At 36.3% G+C, this 18,859-nt stretch carries 18 protein-coding genes, 11 tRNA genes, 1 rRNA gene and 1 pseudogene; 2 read left to right on the forward strand and 29 right to left on the reverse strand.

Translation table 11 applies throughout. From position 1 onward, the window contains the following. The 13 genes and pseudogenes from ACTQ5K_RS06210 to ACTQ5K_RS06270 form a co-directional block, all read right to left on the reverse strand. Nucleotides 1–95 (reverse strand): 16S ribosomal RNA (locus ACTQ5K_RS06210); the annotation flags it as partial. A 124-nt stretch (nucleotides 96–219) separates the two neighbouring features. Then, nucleotides 220–293: transfer RNA gene (locus tag ACTQ5K_RS06215), tRNA-Gly, on the reverse strand. A 38-nt stretch (nucleotides 294–331) separates the two neighbouring features. Next, nucleotides 332–408: transfer RNA gene (locus ACTQ5K_RS06220), tRNA-Pro, on the reverse strand. A 4-nt stretch (nucleotides 409–412) separates the two neighbouring features. Next, nucleotides 413–489, reverse strand: a tRNA-Arg gene (locus ACTQ5K_RS06225). 64 nt (nucleotides 490–553) lie between these two features. Continuing rightward, nucleotides 554–636, reverse strand: a tRNA-Leu gene (locus tag ACTQ5K_RS06230). Between the two features lie 51 nt (nucleotides 637–687). Next, nucleotides 688–772: transfer RNA gene (locus ACTQ5K_RS06235), tRNA-Leu, on the reverse strand. Nucleotides 773–790: 18 nt separating this feature from the next. Continuing rightward, nucleotides 791–866 (reverse strand) — tRNA-Lys (locus ACTQ5K_RS06240). Between the two features lies 1 nt (nucleotide 867). Beyond that, nucleotides 868–942: transfer RNA gene (locus tag ACTQ5K_RS06245), tRNA-Gln, on the reverse strand. A gap of 16 nt (nucleotides 943–958) precedes the next feature. Beyond that, nucleotides 959–1,035 (reverse strand) — tRNA-Asp (locus ACTQ5K_RS06250). Nucleotides 1,036–1,061: 26 nt separating this feature from the next. After that, nucleotides 1,062–1,133 (reverse strand) — tRNA-Glu (locus ACTQ5K_RS06255). A gap of 19 nt (nucleotides 1,134–1,152) precedes the next feature. Further along, nucleotides 1,153–1,243, reverse strand: a tRNA-Ser gene (locus ACTQ5K_RS06260). Between the two features lie 4 nt (nucleotides 1,244–1,247). Continuing rightward, nucleotides 1,248–1,322, reverse strand: a tRNA-Asn gene (locus ACTQ5K_RS06265). A gap of 159 nt (nucleotides 1,323–1,481) precedes the next feature. Continuing rightward, nucleotides 1,482–1,958 (reverse strand): annotated as a pseudogene (locus ACTQ5K_RS06270) (SprT family protein). 222 nt (nucleotides 1,959–2,180) lie between these two features. On the opposite strand from ACTQ5K_RS06270, the gene cmpA reads away from it, so the two are divergent. Beyond that, nucleotides 2,181–2,297 (forward strand): cortex morphogenetic protein CmpA, encoded by a 117-nt coding sequence (gene cmpA / locus ACTQ5K_RS06275; protein ID WP_109767903.1) that lies wholly within the window; start codon nucleotides 2,181–2,183, stop codon nucleotides 2,295–2,297. A 97-nt stretch (nucleotides 2,298–2,394) separates the two neighbouring features. Here the strand turns inward: cmpA and ACTQ5K_RS06280 are convergent, their stop codons facing one another. The 13 genes from ACTQ5K_RS06280 to acpS all read right to left on the reverse strand — a co-directional run bounded on the left by ACTQ5K_RS06280 (nucleotide 2,395) and on the right by acpS (nucleotide 13,694). Next, nucleotides 2,395–4,584: a Tex family protein gene (locus ACTQ5K_RS06280; protein ID WP_031540175.1), complete on the reverse strand. Its 2,190-nt coding sequence runs from the start codon at nucleotides 4,582–4,584 to the stop codon at nucleotides 2,395–2,397. Nucleotides 4,585–4,922: 338 nt separating this feature from the next. Then, a complete protein-coding gene (locus ACTQ5K_RS06285; RefSeq protein WP_031540174.1) occupies nucleotides 4,923–5,519 on the reverse strand; it encodes a PP2C family serine/threonine-protein phosphatase in 597 nt (198 codons plus the stop codon). After that, nucleotides 5,516–6,313 carry an RNA polymerase sigma factor SigB gene (sigB, locus tag ACTQ5K_RS06290; RefSeq protein WP_031540173.1) on the reverse strand — a complete coding sequence of 266 codons (798 nt, stop codon included), beginning with the start codon at nucleotides 6,311–6,313 and terminating at the stop codon, nucleotides 5,516–5,518. Before sigB ends, ACTQ5K_RS06285 begins: the two co-directional genes overlap by 4 nt. After that, a complete protein-coding gene (gene rsbW / locus ACTQ5K_RS06295; protein WP_031540172.1) occupies nucleotides 6,291–6,761 on the reverse strand; it encodes an anti-sigma B factor RsbW in 471 nt (156 codons plus the stop codon). The genes sigB and rsbW overlap by 23 nt, the downstream gene beginning before the upstream one ends. Further along, on the reverse strand, nucleotides 6,758–7,090 hold the full coding sequence (locus ACTQ5K_RS06300; protein ID WP_031540171.1) for an anti-sigma factor antagonist: 333 nt from the start codon (nucleotides 7,088–7,090) through the stop codon (nucleotides 6,758–6,760). The genes rsbW and ACTQ5K_RS06300 overlap by 4 nt, the downstream gene beginning before the upstream one ends. Nucleotides 7,091–7,145: 55 nt before the next feature. Further along, the gene (locus tag ACTQ5K_RS06305) at nucleotides 7,146–8,156 is read right to left on the reverse strand and encodes a PP2C family protein-serine/threonine phosphatase (RefSeq protein ID WP_031540170.1); all 1,011 of its coding nucleotides are present in this window, start codon (nucleotides 8,154–8,156) and stop codon (nucleotides 7,146–7,148) included. 14 nt (nucleotides 8,157–8,170) lie between these two features. Next, nucleotides 8,171–8,572, reverse strand: a complete 402-nt coding sequence (locus ACTQ5K_RS06310) for an anti-sigma regulatory factor (protein ID WP_031540169.1) — start codon at nucleotides 8,570–8,572, stop codon at nucleotides 8,171–8,173. 3 nt (nucleotides 8,573–8,575) lie between these two features. After that, complete coding sequence (locus ACTQ5K_RS06315) at nucleotides 8,576–8,932, reverse strand: STAS domain-containing protein (RefSeq protein ID WP_031540168.1); 357 nt, start codon at nucleotides 8,930–8,932, stop codon at nucleotides 8,576–8,578. An 805-nt stretch (nucleotides 8,933–9,737) separates the two neighbouring features. After that, nucleotides 9,738–10,088 carry a type II toxin-antitoxin system endoribonuclease NdoA gene (ndoA, locus tag ACTQ5K_RS06320; RefSeq protein WP_016201246.1) on the reverse strand — a complete coding sequence of 117 codons (351 nt, stop codon included), beginning with the start codon at nucleotides 10,086–10,088 and terminating at the stop codon, nucleotides 9,738–9,740. 4 nt (nucleotides 10,089–10,092) lie between these two features. Then, nucleotides 10,093–10,374 carry a CopG family ribbon-helix-helix protein gene (locus tag ACTQ5K_RS06325; RefSeq protein WP_016201247.1) on the reverse strand — a complete coding sequence of 94 codons (282 nt, stop codon included), beginning with the start codon at nucleotides 10,372–10,374 and terminating at the stop codon, nucleotides 10,093–10,095. A 347-nt stretch (nucleotides 10,375–10,721) separates the two neighbouring features. Next, nucleotides 10,722–11,891, reverse strand: coding sequence for an alanine racemase (gene alr, locus ACTQ5K_RS06330; protein ID WP_031536299.1), 1,170 nt, complete (start codon nucleotides 11,889–11,891; stop codon nucleotides 10,722–10,724). A 155-nt stretch (nucleotides 11,892–12,046) separates the two neighbouring features. Then, nucleotides 12,047–13,057 (reverse strand): LolA family protein, encoded by a 1,011-nt coding sequence (locus tag ACTQ5K_RS06335; RefSeq protein WP_031536298.1) that lies wholly within the window; start codon nucleotides 13,055–13,057, stop codon nucleotides 12,047–12,049. Between the two features lie 286 nt (nucleotides 13,058–13,343). Further along, nucleotides 13,344–13,694 carry a holo-ACP synthase gene (gene acpS, locus ACTQ5K_RS06340; protein ID WP_031536297.1) on the reverse strand — a complete coding sequence of 117 codons (351 nt, stop codon included), beginning with the start codon at nucleotides 13,692–13,694 and terminating at the stop codon, nucleotides 13,344–13,346. Nucleotides 13,695–13,802: 108 nt separating this feature from the next. On the opposite strand from acpS, the gene ACTQ5K_RS06345 reads away from it, so the two are divergent. Then, entirely contained in the window at nucleotides 13,803–14,528 is a 726-nt protein-coding gene (locus ACTQ5K_RS06345; protein WP_031536296.1) for a rhomboid family intramembrane serine protease, read from the forward strand. A 58-nt stretch (nucleotides 14,529–14,586) separates the two neighbouring features. Here the strand turns inward: ACTQ5K_RS06345 and ACTQ5K_RS06350 are convergent, their stop codons facing one another. From ACTQ5K_RS06350 to ACTQ5K_RS06360, 3 genes are all read right to left on the reverse strand, one after another. After that, entirely contained in the window at nucleotides 14,587–16,014 is a 1,428-nt protein-coding gene (locus ACTQ5K_RS06350) for a PH domain-containing protein (protein WP_031536295.1), read from the reverse strand. Continuing rightward, nucleotides 16,007–16,486, reverse strand: a complete 480-nt coding sequence (locus ACTQ5K_RS06355; RefSeq protein ID WP_031536294.1) for a PH domain-containing protein — start codon at nucleotides 16,484–16,486, stop codon at nucleotides 16,007–16,009. Before ACTQ5K_RS06355 ends, ACTQ5K_RS06350 begins: the two co-directional genes overlap by 8 nt. A 142-nt stretch (nucleotides 16,487–16,628) precedes the next feature. Continuing rightward, complete coding sequence (locus tag ACTQ5K_RS06360) at nucleotides 16,629–18,119, reverse strand: DEAD/DEAH box helicase (protein ID WP_081836568.1); 1,491 nt, start codon at nucleotides 18,117–18,119, stop codon at nucleotides 16,629–16,631. Between the last annotated feature and the right edge of the window lie 740 nt (nucleotides 18,120–18,859).

Here is an 18,859-nt window from a genome sequence, read left to right on the forward strand (position 1 = left end):
TAACTTTAAAAGCAAGCTTTTAAAGTCCGCTCGACTTGCATGTATTAGGCACGCCGCCAGCGTTCGTCCTGAGCCAGGATCAAACTCTCCAATAAAGAGTTGATTAGCTCATTGCTAAACTCTAGCTTTTTATTACTTGTTGTCATTCTATAACATTCGTTATAAAACGATTATTGTTGACGTTTGTTTGTTCAGTTTTCAAAGAGCAATAAAAAAATTTGGAGCGGGTGATGGGAATCGAACCCACGACATCAGCTTGGAAGGCTGAGGTTTTACCATTAAACTACACCCGCATTATAAGGTTGATATTTATTTTCAAGCTTGATATCAATGGTCGGGAAGACAGGATTCGAACCTGCGACCCCTTGGTCCCAAACCAAGTGCTCTACCAAGCTGAGCTACTTCCCGAATATGGCGCGCCCGAAAGGAGTCGAACCCATAACCTTCTGATCCGTAGTCAGACGCTCTATCCAATTGAGCTACGGGCGCATATTTCCGAAAGCGACTTTATAATCATACAACATATTTTATCGGCTGTCAACACTTTTTTTGATGCGGCCGAGAGGACTTGAACCTCCACGGGGTTGCCCCCACTAGGCCCTCAACCTAGCGCGTCTGCCATTCCGCCACGACCGCACTACAAGAGATAATTTATTGTACATTCATAAATCTTTTTCGTTTATTAGATGGTGCGGGTGAAGGGAGTCGAACCCCCACGCCTTGCGGCGCTAGATCCTAAGTCTAGTGCGTCTGCCAATTCCGCCACACCCGCTTATTCTAATATATATAATGGTGAGCCATGGAGGATTCGAACCTCCGACCCTCTGATTAAAAGTCAGATGCTCTACCGACTGAGCTAATGGCTCGTGGCTGGGCTAGCTGGATTCGAACCAACGAGTGACGGAGTCAAAGTCCGTTGCCTTACCGCTTGGCTATAGCCCAATAATAAAAATTTAAATGGCGGTCCGGACGGGACTCGAACCCGCGACCTCCTGCGTGACAGGCAGGCATTCTAACCAACTGAACTACCGGACCAAACTTTCAAAATTACAAATAACAAATGACCCGTACGGGATTCGAACCCGTGTTACCGCCGTGAAAGGGCGGTGTCTTAACCGCTTGACCAACGGGCCATAACTTTAAATTGCTTTCTGGCGGAGAAGGAGGGATTTGAACCCTCGCGCCGCTTACGCGACCTACACCCTTAGCAGGGGCGCCTCTTCAGCCTCTTGAGTACTTCCCCAAAATGGCTCCGCAGGTAGGACTCGAACCTACGACCGTTCGGTTAACAGCCGAATGCTCTACCACTGAGCTACTGCGGAATAATATCCATCGACTTGTCCAACTATCTAACGAGACAGTTGCCAGCAGTTGCATTAACAAGTTGCTCTCTTGTCGACTCTTTACATTATAAGGACATATAAATAATAAGTCAAGCACCTTTCAAAACTTTTTTCGAAAATAAAATTCCTCATTGAAAATCACTTATCAACACTAATTATTTCTTCTAATTTTAATCTTCCTCTACATTTTCCACAAACATACTTTCTTATGTCCATTCTTTTTTTCCTAGTATATTTTTGTTGACATGAAACACAAGAATAAATAAGAACTCTCTTCGATTACCCTTTCTTCCTTTCAGCTGGTAGAGAAGAACAAAACCTAGGACCACCTACTCTTTTAAGAAGCGTCTTAAAATCAGCATCCTTATGTTGATATCCTCTGTTTAATAAATGAAGATGATAATGACATAATTCATGCTTAATAATACCTATTAACTCCTCTAATCCCAATACCTCATAATACGTTTTATTAATTTCAATATTATGAGTGTTTAATAAATACCTTCCCCCAGTAGTTCTTAATCTAAGATTAAAAGATGCTTCATGTTCAAACTTTCTTTCAAAATACTTCCAAGAAATATCCTCAACTAATCTTTGTAATTCTTCATTTGTCATTGATCCGTTTATCCCTCCTCAACAAGACAAACTATTATAGCATACAATAAACTTATACCTTACTAAATCTTATCGAATGATATAACACCGTCCAAATCAAAACATTTTCTTATCCATTATATTATAGAGAGAAGTGCGCTATTGATGGATATTTCAAGAAAGTGGAAGGAACGATTTTTCGTTCTTAACCGAGTTTAATGATTACAACAAGGAGTGAATATAATGCCTAATTGGTTACAAAACCAAATTAAAAAAGCCTTCTTTGAAAAAAACAGCTATCAAGTAAAGCTATTAAATCAATGCTGGTATTACTATTGCCGTAAAAATACTCCAAGTTAGCTATCCTTTAGTGCTCGATTATGTGTAAAAATCCTTTACTCCTAAAAATTAGGATCACCTGTATTTCCACGCTTAAAAAACAGGCGATCCTTCTTTATTATTTCTCGTCTTTTGGACTTAACATAGTAAGCGCAACTCTTCCTTTATTTTGATCTACACTGTCTACCCAAACAGTAACTACATCCCCTACACTTACTATATCAAGTGGATGCTTAACAAACTTATTGCTCAACTTAGAAATATGAACTAAACCATCTTGTTTAACTCCAATATCTACAAATGCACCAAAATCGACTACATTTCGAACCGTACCTTGTAATTCCATTCCCGTTTGTAAATCTTCTAGTTTTAATACATCTTTTCGCAATAATGGTGCAGGAAGGTCTTCCCGTGGATCTCGAGATGGACGAACCAATGCATCAATAATATCTTTTAATGTAAGTTCTCCAATATTAAGTTCTTGTGCAATATCCTTCATTTCAACTTTTGTTAGTACTTCCTTTAATTCAGGAGTGCCGATATCTTGTGACTTAAATCCTAATTTAGATAGAAGTTTCATTACTTCACCGTAATGTTCAGGGTGGATGCCAGTTCGATCTAAAGGCTCTTCCCCATCTAATACGCGCAAAAAGCCGATAGCTTGCTCATATGTTTTAGCCCCTAAACGTGGTATCTTCTTTAATTGTTTGCGATTGCTGAATTTACCTTCTTCTTCTCGTTTTTTTACGATATTATTAGCAACAGCCTTGGAAAGGCCAGCAACATATTGCAGTAAAGAAGACGATGCAGTATTTACATTAACTCCAACTTGGTTAACTGCTGTTTCTACAACAAAATGTAATGATTCCGCTAATTTTTTTTGTGATACATCATGTTGATATTGACCAACACCTACAGATTTTGGATCGATTTTCACTAATTCTGCTAATGGATCTTGTAATCTCCTCGCAATAGACACTGCGCTTCTTTCTTCCACTTGAAAATCCGGGAATTCTTCTCTTGCAATTTCGGAAGCTGAATAAACACTAGCTCCAGCTTCATTTACGATTAAATAATAAATCTCTTTATTCTGCTTATTTAGCATCTCAGCAACAAATTGTTCTGTTTCTCTCGAAGCAGTACCATTCCCCACTGCAACCATTTCAATATGATAGCGATCAAGAATGCTTTGAAACTTTGCAGCTGCATCTGCTCTTTTGGACACTGGTGGATGGGGATAAATTACTCCTATTTCTAATACTTTCCCCGTTTCATCGACTACAGCTAATTTACAGCCTGTCCGATAAGCTGGGTCCACTCCGAGAACCATTTTCCCTTTAAGGGGTGGCTGTAATAATAGATTTCTAAGATTTTCCGAGAAAATATGTATTGCCTGCTCCTCAGCCTTTTCTGTTAACTCATTTCTTATTTCCCTCTCAATAGACGGCTGAATAAGACGTTTATAACCATCTTCTATTGCTTCTTTCATAATTACTGTTGCAGGAGAATACTCATTTTTTATCCACTTTTTCTCTAAGTATTCTATTATTACATCTGTTGGTGCACTGATAGCTACTTTTAAGATATCTTCTTTTTCTCCTCGATTTACAGCTAGTGTACGATGAGGAACAATTTTATTTACTGGCTCTTCATATTCATAATACATTTCATAAATATTTTTTTCGTCCTTCTCTAACTTTTTAGAGCTAGTTTGAACTTTCCCAGTAAGCATCGTCTTGTTTCTAATCCACTTTCTACTCTCTGCATCATCTGATATGCGCTCTGCTAAAATATCTTTCGCACCATTGATCACATCTTCAATTGTTAATACTTCTTTTTCTTCGGATATATATTTACAGGCTTCCTCATCCAACGATTTTTCCTTTGTCAGACTTAATAACCAGTCCGCAAAAGGTTCTAATCCTTTTTCTTTCGCAATAGTAGCTTTCGTACGGCGTTTTTGTTTATATGGACGATATAAATCTTCTACTTCCTGGAGCTTGATTGCCTTCATAATATTATTTTGCAATTCTTCTGTCAGCTTGCCTTGCTCTTCGATTAAACGTATAACTTCTTCTTTTCTTTGAGCTAGGTTTTGAATATATGTATAGCGATCGATAATATCCTTAATCTGCACTTCATCTAGTGCTCCTGTTTGTTCTTTTCTGTATCGAGCAATAAAAGGAACTGTATTCCCATCTTCTATTAGCGCAATAACACTTTTCACCTGTTTAATCGATACATTCTGTTCTTTTGCAATAATAGCTAAATAATCCTGCCCTTTTTCCTGTTCCAAAACTTTCTCCACACAACTCACGATCCTTTCTAATCCATCGAGCAATCACTAAAAAAATATTATATCCATTCTCTTTCCACACTAAAAGTTAGTCCTTCAATTTTTACCTAATTCTATTTTATCAAAAGGTCCTATGAAAGCCTATTATCAATAGAAAGGAATTTGCCTTCTTCCTTTGGCAATTCTTAATAGCTATCAAGCAAGTATCTATTTCATAAATAAAGAGAGCTACTTTCATAAAGCTTGTTGATAAAAACGACAAAAAAAAATAAATAAAGAGAGCTACTTTCAAAAGCTTGTTGATATAACCGACAGAAAAAAATATAATAAAACAGCAAAAAAAGCTTACTTTAAAGCAAGCTTCCCAATATAAAAGTAGAATCATCATCTGAATTATTATATTTTCCAACAATACTATCTGCTATGGAGCTAATAGGCAAATATCCTTTTAGCAAATTTTTTATTCCTTGAATATTAAATCCATCGGAAAAAACAAGGAATTTCGCATGATTTTCAAAGGTAAAACGTTGCGTATGATAATGTTGAGGTCTTCCTGATAAGTAACCCGTTACTGGGAGTGGATAAGTCAATTTGCCTGAAGGAGAATAAAGAAAGAATCGAATATTACCTACACAGCTATAAACAACTGTCTTGGTAGCATAGTTAATTTTGAAAACACAGACTGCCGCTCCTCTTTTCTTTATAAGAACATTGTTAGATAGTTCCATTAATTCCTCAACAGATTTCGCATGATTTTCTTTAATCATCTCGGTAACTGCAACGGATGCTTCATTTGCGTATTCGCCACTTCCAAGACCATCTGCTAATACACAAACAAAGTATTCATCCGTTGATGTATAAAAAAAACTATCTCCACAAAGGGTTTTCCCTTTCTTGCTAGTCTGATAGGCAAGTACATGGACATTATTATCTTTCAATTCATTCATAAGATAAACTCCGAATTATTGGACTCTGCCTGTATTGCTTCTTGGAGCTTTTTTATCGCTCTTCTTTGAAGCCTAGAAACATGCATTTGAGATATCCCGAGCTTTTCTCCAGCTTCCTTCTGACTAAGATTATCCAAATATGTATATTGAATAATACTTTTTTCTCGCTCCGTTAATACATGCAACACTTTTTCTAGCACTAGTTTTTGATTTACTTTTTCAAATCCTTGATCTACATCCCCCACAATATCTAAGAGAGTAACGGTTCCCCCTTCTGAATCTGCCTCAATCGAATGGTCAACAGATAAAGCCTGATAGCTTCTGCCCATCTCCATCGCTTCTAGCACTTCTTCCTCGGATACCTCTAGATAATCAGCAATTTCATTTACCTTTGGAGAACGCTGTAAATCGGTAGTAAGCTGTTCTACCGTTTTCTTTATTTTAGGTCCAAGCTCTTTAATACGCCTTGGTACATGAACACTCCACGTTTTATCTCTTAAAAACCGTTTAATTTCGCCAATTATAGTTGGTACAGCAAAGGCCTCAAAACTCTTGCCGAAGCTTTCATCATAACGTTGAATGGCTCCTATTAATCCAATAATCCCTACTTGTGCGATATCTTCGTGAAACATTTTCCCTTTAGAATATTTCCTTGCCAGCATTTCTACTAAATCACGATAATTTAAGACAAGTGCTTCCTGGGCTTTCTCATTTTGCGTCAGTTGAAATTCTTTAATTAATTCATTTACTTCTTCCTTTGATAAATGGCGATTAGGTTGAGATTGTTTCTGCATCCCTCTCCACCTGCTCTCCTTCGAGGTATTTAGTCATGAAAACAGTTACCCCGTTATTATGGTGAATCTTTACTTCATCCATTAATGTTTCGATTAAGTATAGGCCAAGTCCCCCTTCACGAAGAAATTCTACTGACTCATCCTGTTCATACGGACCTAAATCTTTGGTCGTAGAATGAAAGTCAAAACTCTTTCCATTATCGGCGACAATAACCTCTAGTCGATCATTATATAATCGAAACCCAATCAAAACATCTCCTGCGTCCTTATTCTTATACGCATGTTGCACAGCATTTGTACATGCTTCACTAGTAGCTATCTTTAAATCTTCAATTTCGTCATAGCTAAAGCCCATTCTGCTTGCAATCCCAGATAGTGTTAAGCGAATAATGCCAACATACTCTGGTTTAGAAGGGATTTTCATTTCGATGTACTCAAAATGACTCATTTGATTCCACCTTCTATCTTACTATTTATGTCTATAATATCTGCCAATCCAGTTATTTCAAATAGCCTGATTAAACGACTAGATAGACCAATCAACTTGAATTCACCATTGTTTGCTCGGACATTCTTAAATATCCCCACAAACACGCCTAAACCAGTACTGTCCATATAGTTAACATCTGATAAATCTATTACCATTTTTATTCCTTCTTTTTCAGAAAAGGAATAAATACGCTCTCTTAATTTCGGAGCTGTATACGCATCTATTTCACCAGAAACTTTAACTTCTACATCCAATTCTTTTTCCTTTACATCTATTATGATATTCATCCCGACCCACCTTTACATGATTACGATATTGTCTTTTACCCCATCGTTTACGGAGTTAAACTTTTCTTTTTAAAATAATTAAAGTAAAATCATCACGCAAATGAAATTCTTGAATTTTTTCTAATTCCATATAAACATTTTTGACAATATCTTGTGCATCTAAATGCATATGCTTTCTTATGTATCCTAGAAGAATTTCTTTATCAATAAAGCCTTCTTTCGTTCTGCTTTCTGTTACTCCATCTGACATTAAAACAATCATATCACCTGGATAAATTTCCTTTTCAAATTGTTGATATTTTGTCTTTTTATCTACACCTAGTAATAAGCCCTTTGTTTTAAGCTCACTAAACTGTTTTGTTTTCGCTTGATAATAAAGACCTGGTTCATGACCAGCCGATGCATAGTGAAATACATGCGACAATGTATCATATGCTCCGTAAAACATCGTAATGAACATACTAGGATCTACATTCTGCTCTACTACCCTATTTAAATTTTCTAATACATTGCTTGGTTTATTCCTATTTTCTGGGAGACTGTCCATTGCATACTTAATCATCGACATGCACATAGCAGCAGGAATTCCTTTTCCAATTACATCCGCGATGGCAATATTAATGATTTGATCATCATCATGAACGAAGTGATAATAATCTCCATTCATCATTTTTGCCGGAACACTGATTGCGCCAATATCCAACCCTTCTGCTTTTGGAATATCTGTACTTAATAATGTTTGTTGGACATTTGCAGCGATTTCCATCTCACTTCTTAATTCTTGCTGAACATGGCGAAGACTTTGATGTTCTCTATAAGCAAATCCATAGCCTATCATAACCTCTAAAAGAATATCAAAAGATTTCGTTACATATTCAGGCATATCCGGATATAAATCCACTAAAATAGATTTATGTAAACTGATTATATCTTCTGGTGATATTTTTTGTTCAATCGATTTCCTACTAAACTTTTGCCCTTGATAAAGCGCTTGTTCAGATTCATCTTTAATATAGTTCACAAGAAGATCTCGATACTTAGATTCCATCATTTCTCGGAAATCCATTATCTCTCTCCCCCTTATCTTAGCCACTTCACTGCCTGAATTTCTGTCCCCTCGCCTATAGAGGTTTTGATATCAAACGCATCCATCAACCGTTTTACTCCTGGTAATCCAGCACCTAACCCACCCGAGGTAGAAAAACCATCTTGCATTACTTGTCTTATATCTTTTATTCCAGGACCACTGTCTTTAGCAATTAGCTTCAAGCCCGCTTTCCCATTATCAAAAAGCTTCTCTATACAAATTTGCCCTTGTCCAGCATATAAATAGATATTTCTTGCAAGTTCACTAATCGCAGTAGTAATACGAGCTTGATCTACAATACCGAAGCCAAGCTCTCTTGCAATATTTCTACCTAATTGCCGAGCTGCAACGATGTCCCATTCATTTACGATTTTTACACAGGATTGGTCTCCCATAGGTCAATCCTCCAATTCCTGTTGTAATTTCTCCAAACCTTTTTCTAGATCTAAGGCAGTTAAAACATCGTTCAAACTGATACCTAGCTCTACTAAGGTGATGGCAACAGCAGGCTGAATCCCTGTCAGTACCACCTTAGCCCCCATTAGCTTCGACATACCGATAACATCACCTAATACTTTGGCAATAAATGAGTCTATAAAATCAATGGATGTTAAGTCAATCACTACTCCACTTGCACTCGTTTCATGGATTTTATTTAATAAATCCTCTTGAAACTGAAGGGCTGTTTGGTCATCTAATTCCCACTGAATGGATACTAGCAAATAGTCATACAGTTTTAATATTGGTATTCTCACTCTATTCACCCAAAACCAACCAACTTTCATTTAATATATTTTTACGTACTTCCTTTTCTTTTTTAGTTCAACTAAATGGACGAAAACCAATCCAAAACAAGCATTTCTTTTATACAATTTTGCCAAACAAAATAAAACTATCTTTCATCGAAAGATAAATATCCTGTATGCTCATTTCCATTGATTTGATTGCTCGATGTTTTTAAAACAGCTTTCCTCCATTTTATCACATAAAGAGATACTTTCTATTTTCAAAAACTTATATATTGAAAAAACAAGCGGTATTTTTGAGGGCACTGAAAAGTCTAGTTCTCCAAATAAAATGAGGTTTTATTTATTTGAAAGCGAATAATAAGTTGGTTTGGAGAGGCGTCCGCTCGACTCCTACGGGAGATGCGAGAAAGTCCGAGACCCTGCAGGAGCGTAGCGACGAAGCGGCTCGGCGCTCGCCCCGTGGAAAGCGAGCGGTAAGCCTCGGAAAACAAAAACCTACACTAAGTTAGAAAGGTTTGGTAACTACCGATTCACCAGGTAATTCACTTTTTCAGTGGCCTCGTATTTTTGGGCATTATTTTTCGCTTGATAATTAACTAATCCTATATGTATATAGGTTTTGACTTTTCTATATTCCCTATCTGATTATATTTAAAACCTTTAATTAAGAAATATTTTATCCTTTTAGAGAATTACGCTTCCTTTCCAATAAAAAAATAACCTCCTACAATACGAAGGGGGTTACATTCTTATACATAACAGAACAAAAAACGCTATAAAAAAAAGCGCTCCAAACGAGCGCATTCTATCATTAAAATTCAATGAGACCTAAACTAATCTGTAGAGCTTCATCGACTTTTTCCATCATTTCCTCATCGAGATGAGTAATTTTGTCCGTTAGCCTCTGTTTATCTATCGTACGAATTTGTTCTAAAAGAATTACTGAATCTCTTTCAAAACCATATCGCTTCGCATCAATTTCCACATGAGTCGGCAATTTAGCCTTTTGAATTTGAGCTGTAATTGCTGCAATAATGACTGTGGGACTGAACCGATTCCCGATGTCGTTTTGAATGACAAGTACAGGACGGACGCCGCCTTGCTCTGAACCAACAACTGGGGATAGGTCTGCAAAATAAACGTCACCACGTTTGACAATCAAAGGATTACCCTCCGCTTACAAGACGTTCTACTGTATGCTCTGCCTCGTATTCTGCGAGAAAGCTTTCTGATGCAATGGATAAATTTAATTTAGCCATCTCCATATATCCTCGTCTCATCGATTCGCGGATATGTCTCTTTTTACGTTCGCGAAGATACATTTTCGTTGCTTGATAAATAAATTCACTACGATTTACATTTTCCTGCTTAACGAAGCCGTCCAATTCAGTTAACAAATGCTTTGGTAATTTTATCATGATCTCTGTCGTTGCGCTGGATTCAGACACAAAGATACACCTCCACCATCACTACACACCATTTTTAGCTCTGCTTTTTTTAATCATACCACTAATAACTGTTTCTGCAAAGTCCATTCAGCAATTCTACTGTATTATCCACCAAAAATTATCCCTTTTATGCATCAAAGAATGGAAAAAGCGAAAAATATTCTCAAAACAAAGAGGGGATTTACCATATTTTTCATCTATTATTATTTCTAGCTGGTATATGTGACCATAATTAATGTATTCATTTCTTTGATCATCCATTACTTTTATTTTCAGCCCAATGTTGAATTATTCTTTTACAATTCTCGCCAAAAATAAATCCTGCTATACTTTTCAGTTATAATCCGTTACTCCATCTCACTAATTAAGGGATTTACCGTTTCTTCAAAAACACCATTTTTTTTATATATACGGGGGACTCTTGCGGAAATCATACATGTGACCTCATAATTGATTGTGTCTAATTTAGTAGCAATTTCATTAACAGAGATTTCTTCATCCTTTTGCTTCCCAATTAACGTTATTTGCGTACCTGGTTCTAAATAGTACGGAAGCCTTACCATACATTGATCCATACAAATTCTCCCGACAATCGGCACTCTCTTTCCTTCTACGAGAACCTCTTGACCTTGCAATTTCCGCAACCACCCGTCTGCATAGCCAATCGGCAAAGTACCAATCCATTCCTCTTTTTCTGCCTCATATGTGGCACCATAGCTTACCCTATCGCCCTTGTTTAATTTTTTCACTTGGACCAATTTTGTGCGCAAGGAAAAAGCTTCTTTTAAGGAATAAGGCAAATCAGACTCAATCTCAAGAGATGGCGTCAATCCATACATGGAAATCCCCATACGAATAGCATTGTATTGTAAATCAGGATACAAAAGACTCGCGGCACTATTACTACAATGAACGATTGCTGGCAGCTTTGAAAATGCAGCAAGTAGTTCCTTAAAACGCTGGATTTGTTTCTCAAAGTAAATAGAATTTTTTTCATCTGCTGTTGCGAAATGAGTGAAAACTCCTTCCACCACAATATTCGGATGATTTGCCAGCAACTCTTCCACCTGCTGAATCTCTTGTTCCTTTCTCAGCCCAATTCTACCCATGCCTGTATCTAATTTTAAATGAATCGCCACGTGCGCATCTTTATTTAAAAATTGGATAGCATCTTCCAACCAATCGATATGATAAACCGTTAAAGTCACCTTATATTTTATAGCTATCGCTACATCGCGCGGTCTGCTTGCTCCAAGAACAAGTATGGGTGCAGTAATACCATTTTTTCTTAAATGAATCGCTTCATCTAAAAAGGCAACAGCTAAACAGTCTGCACCTGACAGCAATGCTTCTTTGGAAATTTGCAGAGCCCCATGACCATATCCATTTGCTTTCACTACTGCTATTATTTTATTATCAGCATGTACTCTTTTTCTTAATTCCCTAACATTATATGCAATCGCATCAAGATCAATTTCCACCCATGTATCTCGATAAAAGGTATCTTCTTGAATCAAAATCCTCACACGTCCTTCATGAAATAACAAACTTGTATCCTAAATTATTCTACTGTTTTTATCGCTTGTCAATTCCAATCCTTATATGTTTGTATGTATTGTTTCATTTATACATCAAAAAAACAGCTTCTATTATAGAAGCTGCTCAAAATTGTTTATTTAATCGCTTCTCCTTGAACGGAGCGCGCAACGGTAACTAATTCATCTCGAGTTAGGTCACTTGATGCAATTGTATAATCAACGCCTTCAAACGTCCATGATACTTTTGAATCCGTAACTTCCCCAATAGTAAAGCCTAAATCCACTGGATCTCCCTTACTAACAATTGGTCCTGCTGTAGCTGGTGCTACCTCTGCTTTTTCCTGAATAATGGTATAGGACACTACCCCATCGTAGGTTAAAATAACACGATTTCCGTTTTCCGTAGCCATTTTCTTTTCTTCTACCAAGCTAACTCCTTCTAACGGCTCTTCAGGATATTTCACAGCAAATTCTTTATCTTCTATTTCTCCCATTACCGGGATTACCATCTTAGCTGCTGTCATACTTTTTTGTAAATCAAAATCCTTTTTATCAAAGGAAACGTCAAACTTTACATTCGAGAACTTAACCGTAACAAGCGCTACTCCCTCTACATCCTTAACCTTCACACTCACAGGAGAAAGATCTTTTTTACTAAAAGCAATTTCCTGTGTTGGAAGCATTTTGTTATTCTGATAGCGTGTTTTCGTTTCAAATACATAATACTTATCTGTAGCAGAAAATTTCACATCTTTATCTTCTTCAATATCTTTTACTAAAGACTCATAGAGATATGCCTGACTACTATTTTCTGGCCACTCGCTTTGAAACTTAAAGCTTTTGTTTAAAGCCGGAGTTAAAACATACACACCTTCTTCATTTTTTAAGATCATTTGACTCTGATTCTTTGCCGAATTCTTTAGATTTACTCGATAAAAATCTGGGTCCTTATGCCAGACTTCCACTTCGTATGTTTGCGGCTCTGTCCCCATTTTGAGAGTCATTTCGGCGTCTGCTTTATACCCCTTTGTCTCGACCTTTTCTTTTAAATCAGTCAGAACATCTTCTTTCGATTTTGTTCCACAGGCAGTTAACAAAAGCATGACCGTTAGCCCTACAAATAGCAACCAAATCTTCTTGTTCATTTTTTCAACTCCCCTATTTTCATTTCACGTAGAAAGAGAGAAAAATAAGCAAACAGCATTTCTATTAAAAAATTCCATACCCTTATCCTTGTGAATTTTCTATTAGAAACCGAAAACCCATACTTGTCTCTCCTATTTCTCTATGAATATATGAGACAACCTTCGGGAATATGCTACTTGGAATAATATCTCTTTTCATTGTCATTTCGTTTATGGAAATGACAATCTAGTGGGAATCAATAAACTTTTCATAAAAAAAAGGAAAAAGGCGAAACACCTCTTTTCCTTATTCTTCAATAATTACTTGTGCGAAGGCATATTGTTTACTATGGGTAATAGATAAATGAACACCTTGAGAAAATGGCTTTAAAATGCATGGCTTTCCATGGGGATCATAGCTAATCTCCACATCTAAAAAACTTAGGCTTCCTCCTATCCCTGTTCCTAATGCTTTTGAAAAAGCTTCTTTCGCTGCGAATCTCCCTGCTAGAAACTCACTTCTACGATGACCTGACAGCAGCTCATATCTTTCCATTTCCATATCGGTAAGTATCCGCTTTGCAAAATTCGGCTTTCTTTGCATCAAAGTTTCTATTCTTTCTATTTCCGTAATATCTATTCCTGTCCCTTTTATCATAAGACAACTCCTTCTATTCCATTATTTATACGCATAATATATTGTATCTTTTCCTATTGTTTGGCTATTATTGTAGAAAGAAGCTTTATTAGGAGGTATCAAATACGGTTGTTTACCAGAAGAGAAAACTTTAGAGAGTATATTTCGTATTATCCAGTCGTATCTGCAATCCTGCTCATTCACCTAGTCCTATTTTTGTTAACAAATTTGCCCATCTTCCCAAACAAACATCTGTTAGATTTAATGATAGGTGTCAATCTATATATTGTAGAAGGGGAATGGTGGCGATTAATTACTCCTATATTTATTCACGGAGGATTTGCTCATCTTTTATTTAACAGTTTTAGTATTTTTTTATTTGGTCCTGCATTAGAAAGAATCCTTGGCAAATTTAAATTTCTCTTTATTTACTTAATTACCGGTATTGCAGCAAATATTATAACACTCCTGATTGAACCTCTTACTTATGTACATTTAGGTTCTAGTGGGGCAATTTTCGGCTTATTTGGCTATTATATTAGTCTAGTCGTTTTTCGAAAAGATATCATTTCTCAAAGTAATGCACAAATTATTACTACCATCGCTGTTCTTAGTTTAATCATGACATTTTTACAGCCAAACATAAATATTGTTGCCCATATTTTTGGCTTTCTAACTGGTCTAATCATTGGAAGCTTGTCTGAATCAAAGGGAAAGAAGATTATTTCCAGCTATAAAGAGGAATGGTACTATTTAAAACAGCAGCTTCGGCACACAAAAAAACCTGAAGGAAAATCCATTATTATTTGGATCATTATCTTCGGCCTTGCCATTATTGGCTTGCTTAGTCAATAAACGATAACATCACTAGCTTATTACAAAAGAAGGCTGCCTTTATAGCAACCTTCTTTTCTTATCTATAGGAATACCACTCATAAACCTTCTTCACATCACCTTTTGAAAGGTCTGTAACCACACCCGTTGCCCCCCCGGCACCAGAAAGAACTACTCCTTCAATCGAGGCAAGCTCTCCCTTTCTTTGCCACCATCCCTCTGTATAATAGAGAGCTTGAATACGATTACGCTTCATAATAAATGTCGTCTTGTGGAATTGACGGAAGGATAAGGTTAGTTGTTTACCTAAGATAGCATAGCCTGCTGAGCGATAATTCCAATATCCCCACATTGGTAAAATCAATAATAGCAATAACGATAGCATTCCCCATCCATGAAAAAAATAAATGAGTGTGCTAATAATAGGTAGTGCAATCCAGCTGTTTTTAACAATATATCGCCAAACAGACCGTTTTGGTGGTGGTATTAGCTGCTCACTCCATTCATATTCAGGAACCACTTCCTTTAGTAATTGCGGTAAATCCTTTTTCTTTAACAAGGGAACTGCCAATACATTTGCAGCTTCTATATCATTAAAAGATCCTCCTGCACTAATTAAGGATACGCCTACTAAATGAAATGGTTGGCGAAGCATAGCCTCCGTTACTTTAACTGCCTGAATGCGTTTTAACGGAATCGTAATTTGCTTTTTCTCAATTAACCCCCGTGTAATAATCAAATCATCATTCGTCTTTGATAAAGTAAAATTCGCATATTTGAGCAATGTAATAAACAAAGATAAAATCCATAATAATACACATAAAATAAATACAACGATAGAAATTAAGGCCAATCCACTTGTAATGAACTGATGAACTTGCTCATAAATTCTTTTGATTGGAATTAATTCTTCAAACTGGGAAACGAAGGCGAAAATCGCGGAAATAATCACTCCCACTCCACCAGATGTGGTGGCCAAAATAGCTAACTGTTTATTCGTGATACGATAGATTTCTTGTTGAACAGGTTCTATCTCTTCTATCTCTTCTTCCAATACTATTTCTTCGTTTTTCTTTTTTATGATATATCTTTTTAGCTCTTCGGCAAGCTTTTTTGATATAGCTGTAAGCTCACCTTCTGCTTCTACGCCCCCTGCTGTTTCTATCTTAACTTTCACCAGACGGAACGGACGATGAAAAATCCCTTCAGTAAAATCAATACTTTGAATTCGTTCAAAGGGTATATACCTCTTTTTCTTAACAAATACCCCATACTCGATACGCAATTCATTTCCTACAACGTAATAAGTAAAATAATTCCAGTGCAAAAAACCACTAATTAAAATCACAACAAGGAGCAGGATTGCTCCTAAAATCGTATATAATCCCCAGTCTGAAGGCTTTCCTCCAAGTACAATAATTCCTATAAAAGGGAAAATCAATTCTTTTAGACGCTTTAAAATTATATAAAGAACCGAAATAGGATGAAGTCTTCTTTTTTCAAACATCCTCTTCCGCCACCTTCGTTTTGCTAGAAATATAATGTCTTATTTCCTCTGCCTCCTCTACTTCAAGCACAGGAATTTCATGGATAGTAGCAGCAGTAGAAATAGAAACTGTCGCAAGCTCATACTTCCTTAACAATGGTCCCTGCTTCATGTCTACATGTTGAACTCTAATCATCGGAATTAGAGTTCGCTTAATTACAATGACACCTTGCTGAATTTCAATTTCATCTCCTCTGACTTCGTATCTCCACCTCTTCCATTTTAAAGGTGGTAGAATACCAATGGTCAGCACTGTATGAACAAGAAGATAAATAATTATCCCTATACTTATCAGAATATGCCAGTCAAAAAGAATAGCCAGTGTGATTACACCACCGCCAATAGCCATCATGATAAGAGAGGATATTACTCCTGTTATTCGCCAAACAATTATTCCCTTTTTCGATAATCTATTTTGAGGTATCGCTATCAATTACTTTCCCCCTTTTTCTACATTTTGTCTGTTTATACTAACTATATACGAAAATAGGAGAAAGTAGTTTCAGATTTTTTCTATCAAATATAAGAAAAGCCTCAATGAAGTAATTTTTTCATTGAGGCTTTTCATGCTAAGCTTAACGGTAAGACTTAGATTTATTGTATCCACCACTTGATTGTCCTTGGCGTTTGTTACTGCTATAACCTTGTCGTTGACGGGAATTATAATTTTTACGAGCACCACGATCATTATTTTTATCATATGGTCTACGATCACGTTTAACCGGTAGTGGTTTCTCTTCTGTTAACTTAACAGGTGTTGTATCCGGTTCTTTTGTCAGCATTTTTAGAACTGCTGCAACGATTGTAGAAGCATCTTTTTGCTCTAATAATTCGTCTGCTACATTTCGGTATGAATCTAAATTGTTTTCATCCATAATTTGCGAAATTTTTTCAATCACAGCTTTTTGCTGACCTTCAATTGCTTGATCCACTGTTGGCGGAATCATTTTTTCCATTTTTCTCTTTGTTGTTTTTTCCACAACTTGAAGATAAGATCTTTCTCTATACGTAATGAATGTAATAGCGACACCTTCTTTGCCAGCACGGCCAGTTCGGCCAATACGGTGAACATAGCTTTCTGGATCTTGAGGAATATCGAAATTATATACATGCGTTACACCAGAAATATCCAGTCCGCGTGCTGCTACATCTGTTGCGACAAGTACATCAATGGTTCCTTCTTTAAATTTACGAAGTACAGACATACGTTTTGCCTGACTTAAATCTCCATGAATACCTTCTGCTGTATAACCACGCAGATTTAATGCCTCAGAAAGTTCATCAACACGACGTTTTGTGCGACCAAAAATAATTGCCAACTCAGGCGATTGAATATCCAATAGTCTTGTTAGAATATCAAATTTCGTTTTCTCCTGTGTTTCAATATAATACTGTTCGATTAATGGTACTGTCATTTCCTTCGCTTTCACTTTTACTACTTCTGGATCTTTCATGAAGCGCTCAGCCATTTTTCTAATTGGTGCTGGCATAGTAGCTGAGAATAATAATGTTTGTCTTTCTGTTGGGATTTTTGAAAGAATTGATTCAATATCATCAATGAATCCCATATTCAGCATTTCATCTGCTTCATCCAATATAACCGTTTTGACACTATCCAAACGAAGTGTTTTACGATTAATATGATCTAATATACGTCCAGGTGTACCGACAATAATATGGGGATTTTTCTTTAAAGCACGGATTTGGCGATTTATATCCTGTCCGCCAAAAATAGATAAAACTCTTGTACGTTTTCCGTAGCCGATTTTATATAATTCTTCTGATACTTGAATAGCAAGCTCTCTTGTCGGTGCAATAATAATCCCTTGGATTACTTCCTTTGCAACATCAATCTTATCCACCAATGGCACTCCAAAAGCTGCTGTTTTCCCAGTTCCTGTTTGCGCTTGACCAATTAAGTCTTTATTTTGAAGACTTAATGGAATAGTTTCTGCCTGAATAGGTGTAGCTTCTTCAAAGCCCATTCTTTTTAATGCCTTCATTGTAGCAGGACTAATACCTAAATCTTGAAACTTTACCAATATATCCAATCTCCTTCTAGTCATTAAAAATATCCATAAACAGATGGATGTACTCCATCATGTCAACCATTCGTATGTACCTCACTTTCTAAATGAAAACATATTAAAATGGCATATCGTATTCATCACATTATGCCTTTCCCCATACAATTAAAAAGAAACGATAGTCGTTATTATATAAATGATGAAAGTTATTGTTGGTTTCAATAGCCTTACAACCTTTATCAGGAGAATGATGAGGTATATGCTACTATTTAAGTCTTATTAGTTATGAGATACTATTTAACCAAGTTCTAAATAGGAGGAAATTTCAAATGACTTCTATTTATTATTTTATTAATAGCTCTGTTACCAATTTGTGATAATGTCTATTCTCTCATAGAGAATCTTCAAAATTCACGTTCGAAAACAACATGATCTTTTCACGGAGCTTTAAACAAATTAGCTAATCTGAGAAAAGTTAGCCAAATACAAAGAAATAACACATACTTACCTTTAAAAAGAAAACAACTCATTCATAACAAAGCATTTCTTATCAAGGGAACCTTTCGTCAGTGGTGTTTACCCTTCTCTCCCACCGATTGTCAGTTGAACCATTCGGACCTTTAAGGACAGTTGATTTCCAAGCTATCCCTCAAATTCCCATAAGCAGGAAGTGACAGTCATAATGAAGTTTATAAGTGGGACTTTAGATCATTTCTCTCTATTTGACTAATTTATCGTTTAAAATAGAATGTTTATACTTTACTAACATTATGCCCCAA

Origin of the sequence: Niallia sp. Sow4_A1, from assembly GCF_052116745.1 — a bacterium.
GTDB classification, from domain to species: Bacteria; Bacillota; Bacilli; order Bacillales; family Cytobacillaceae; genus Niallia; species Niallia hominis.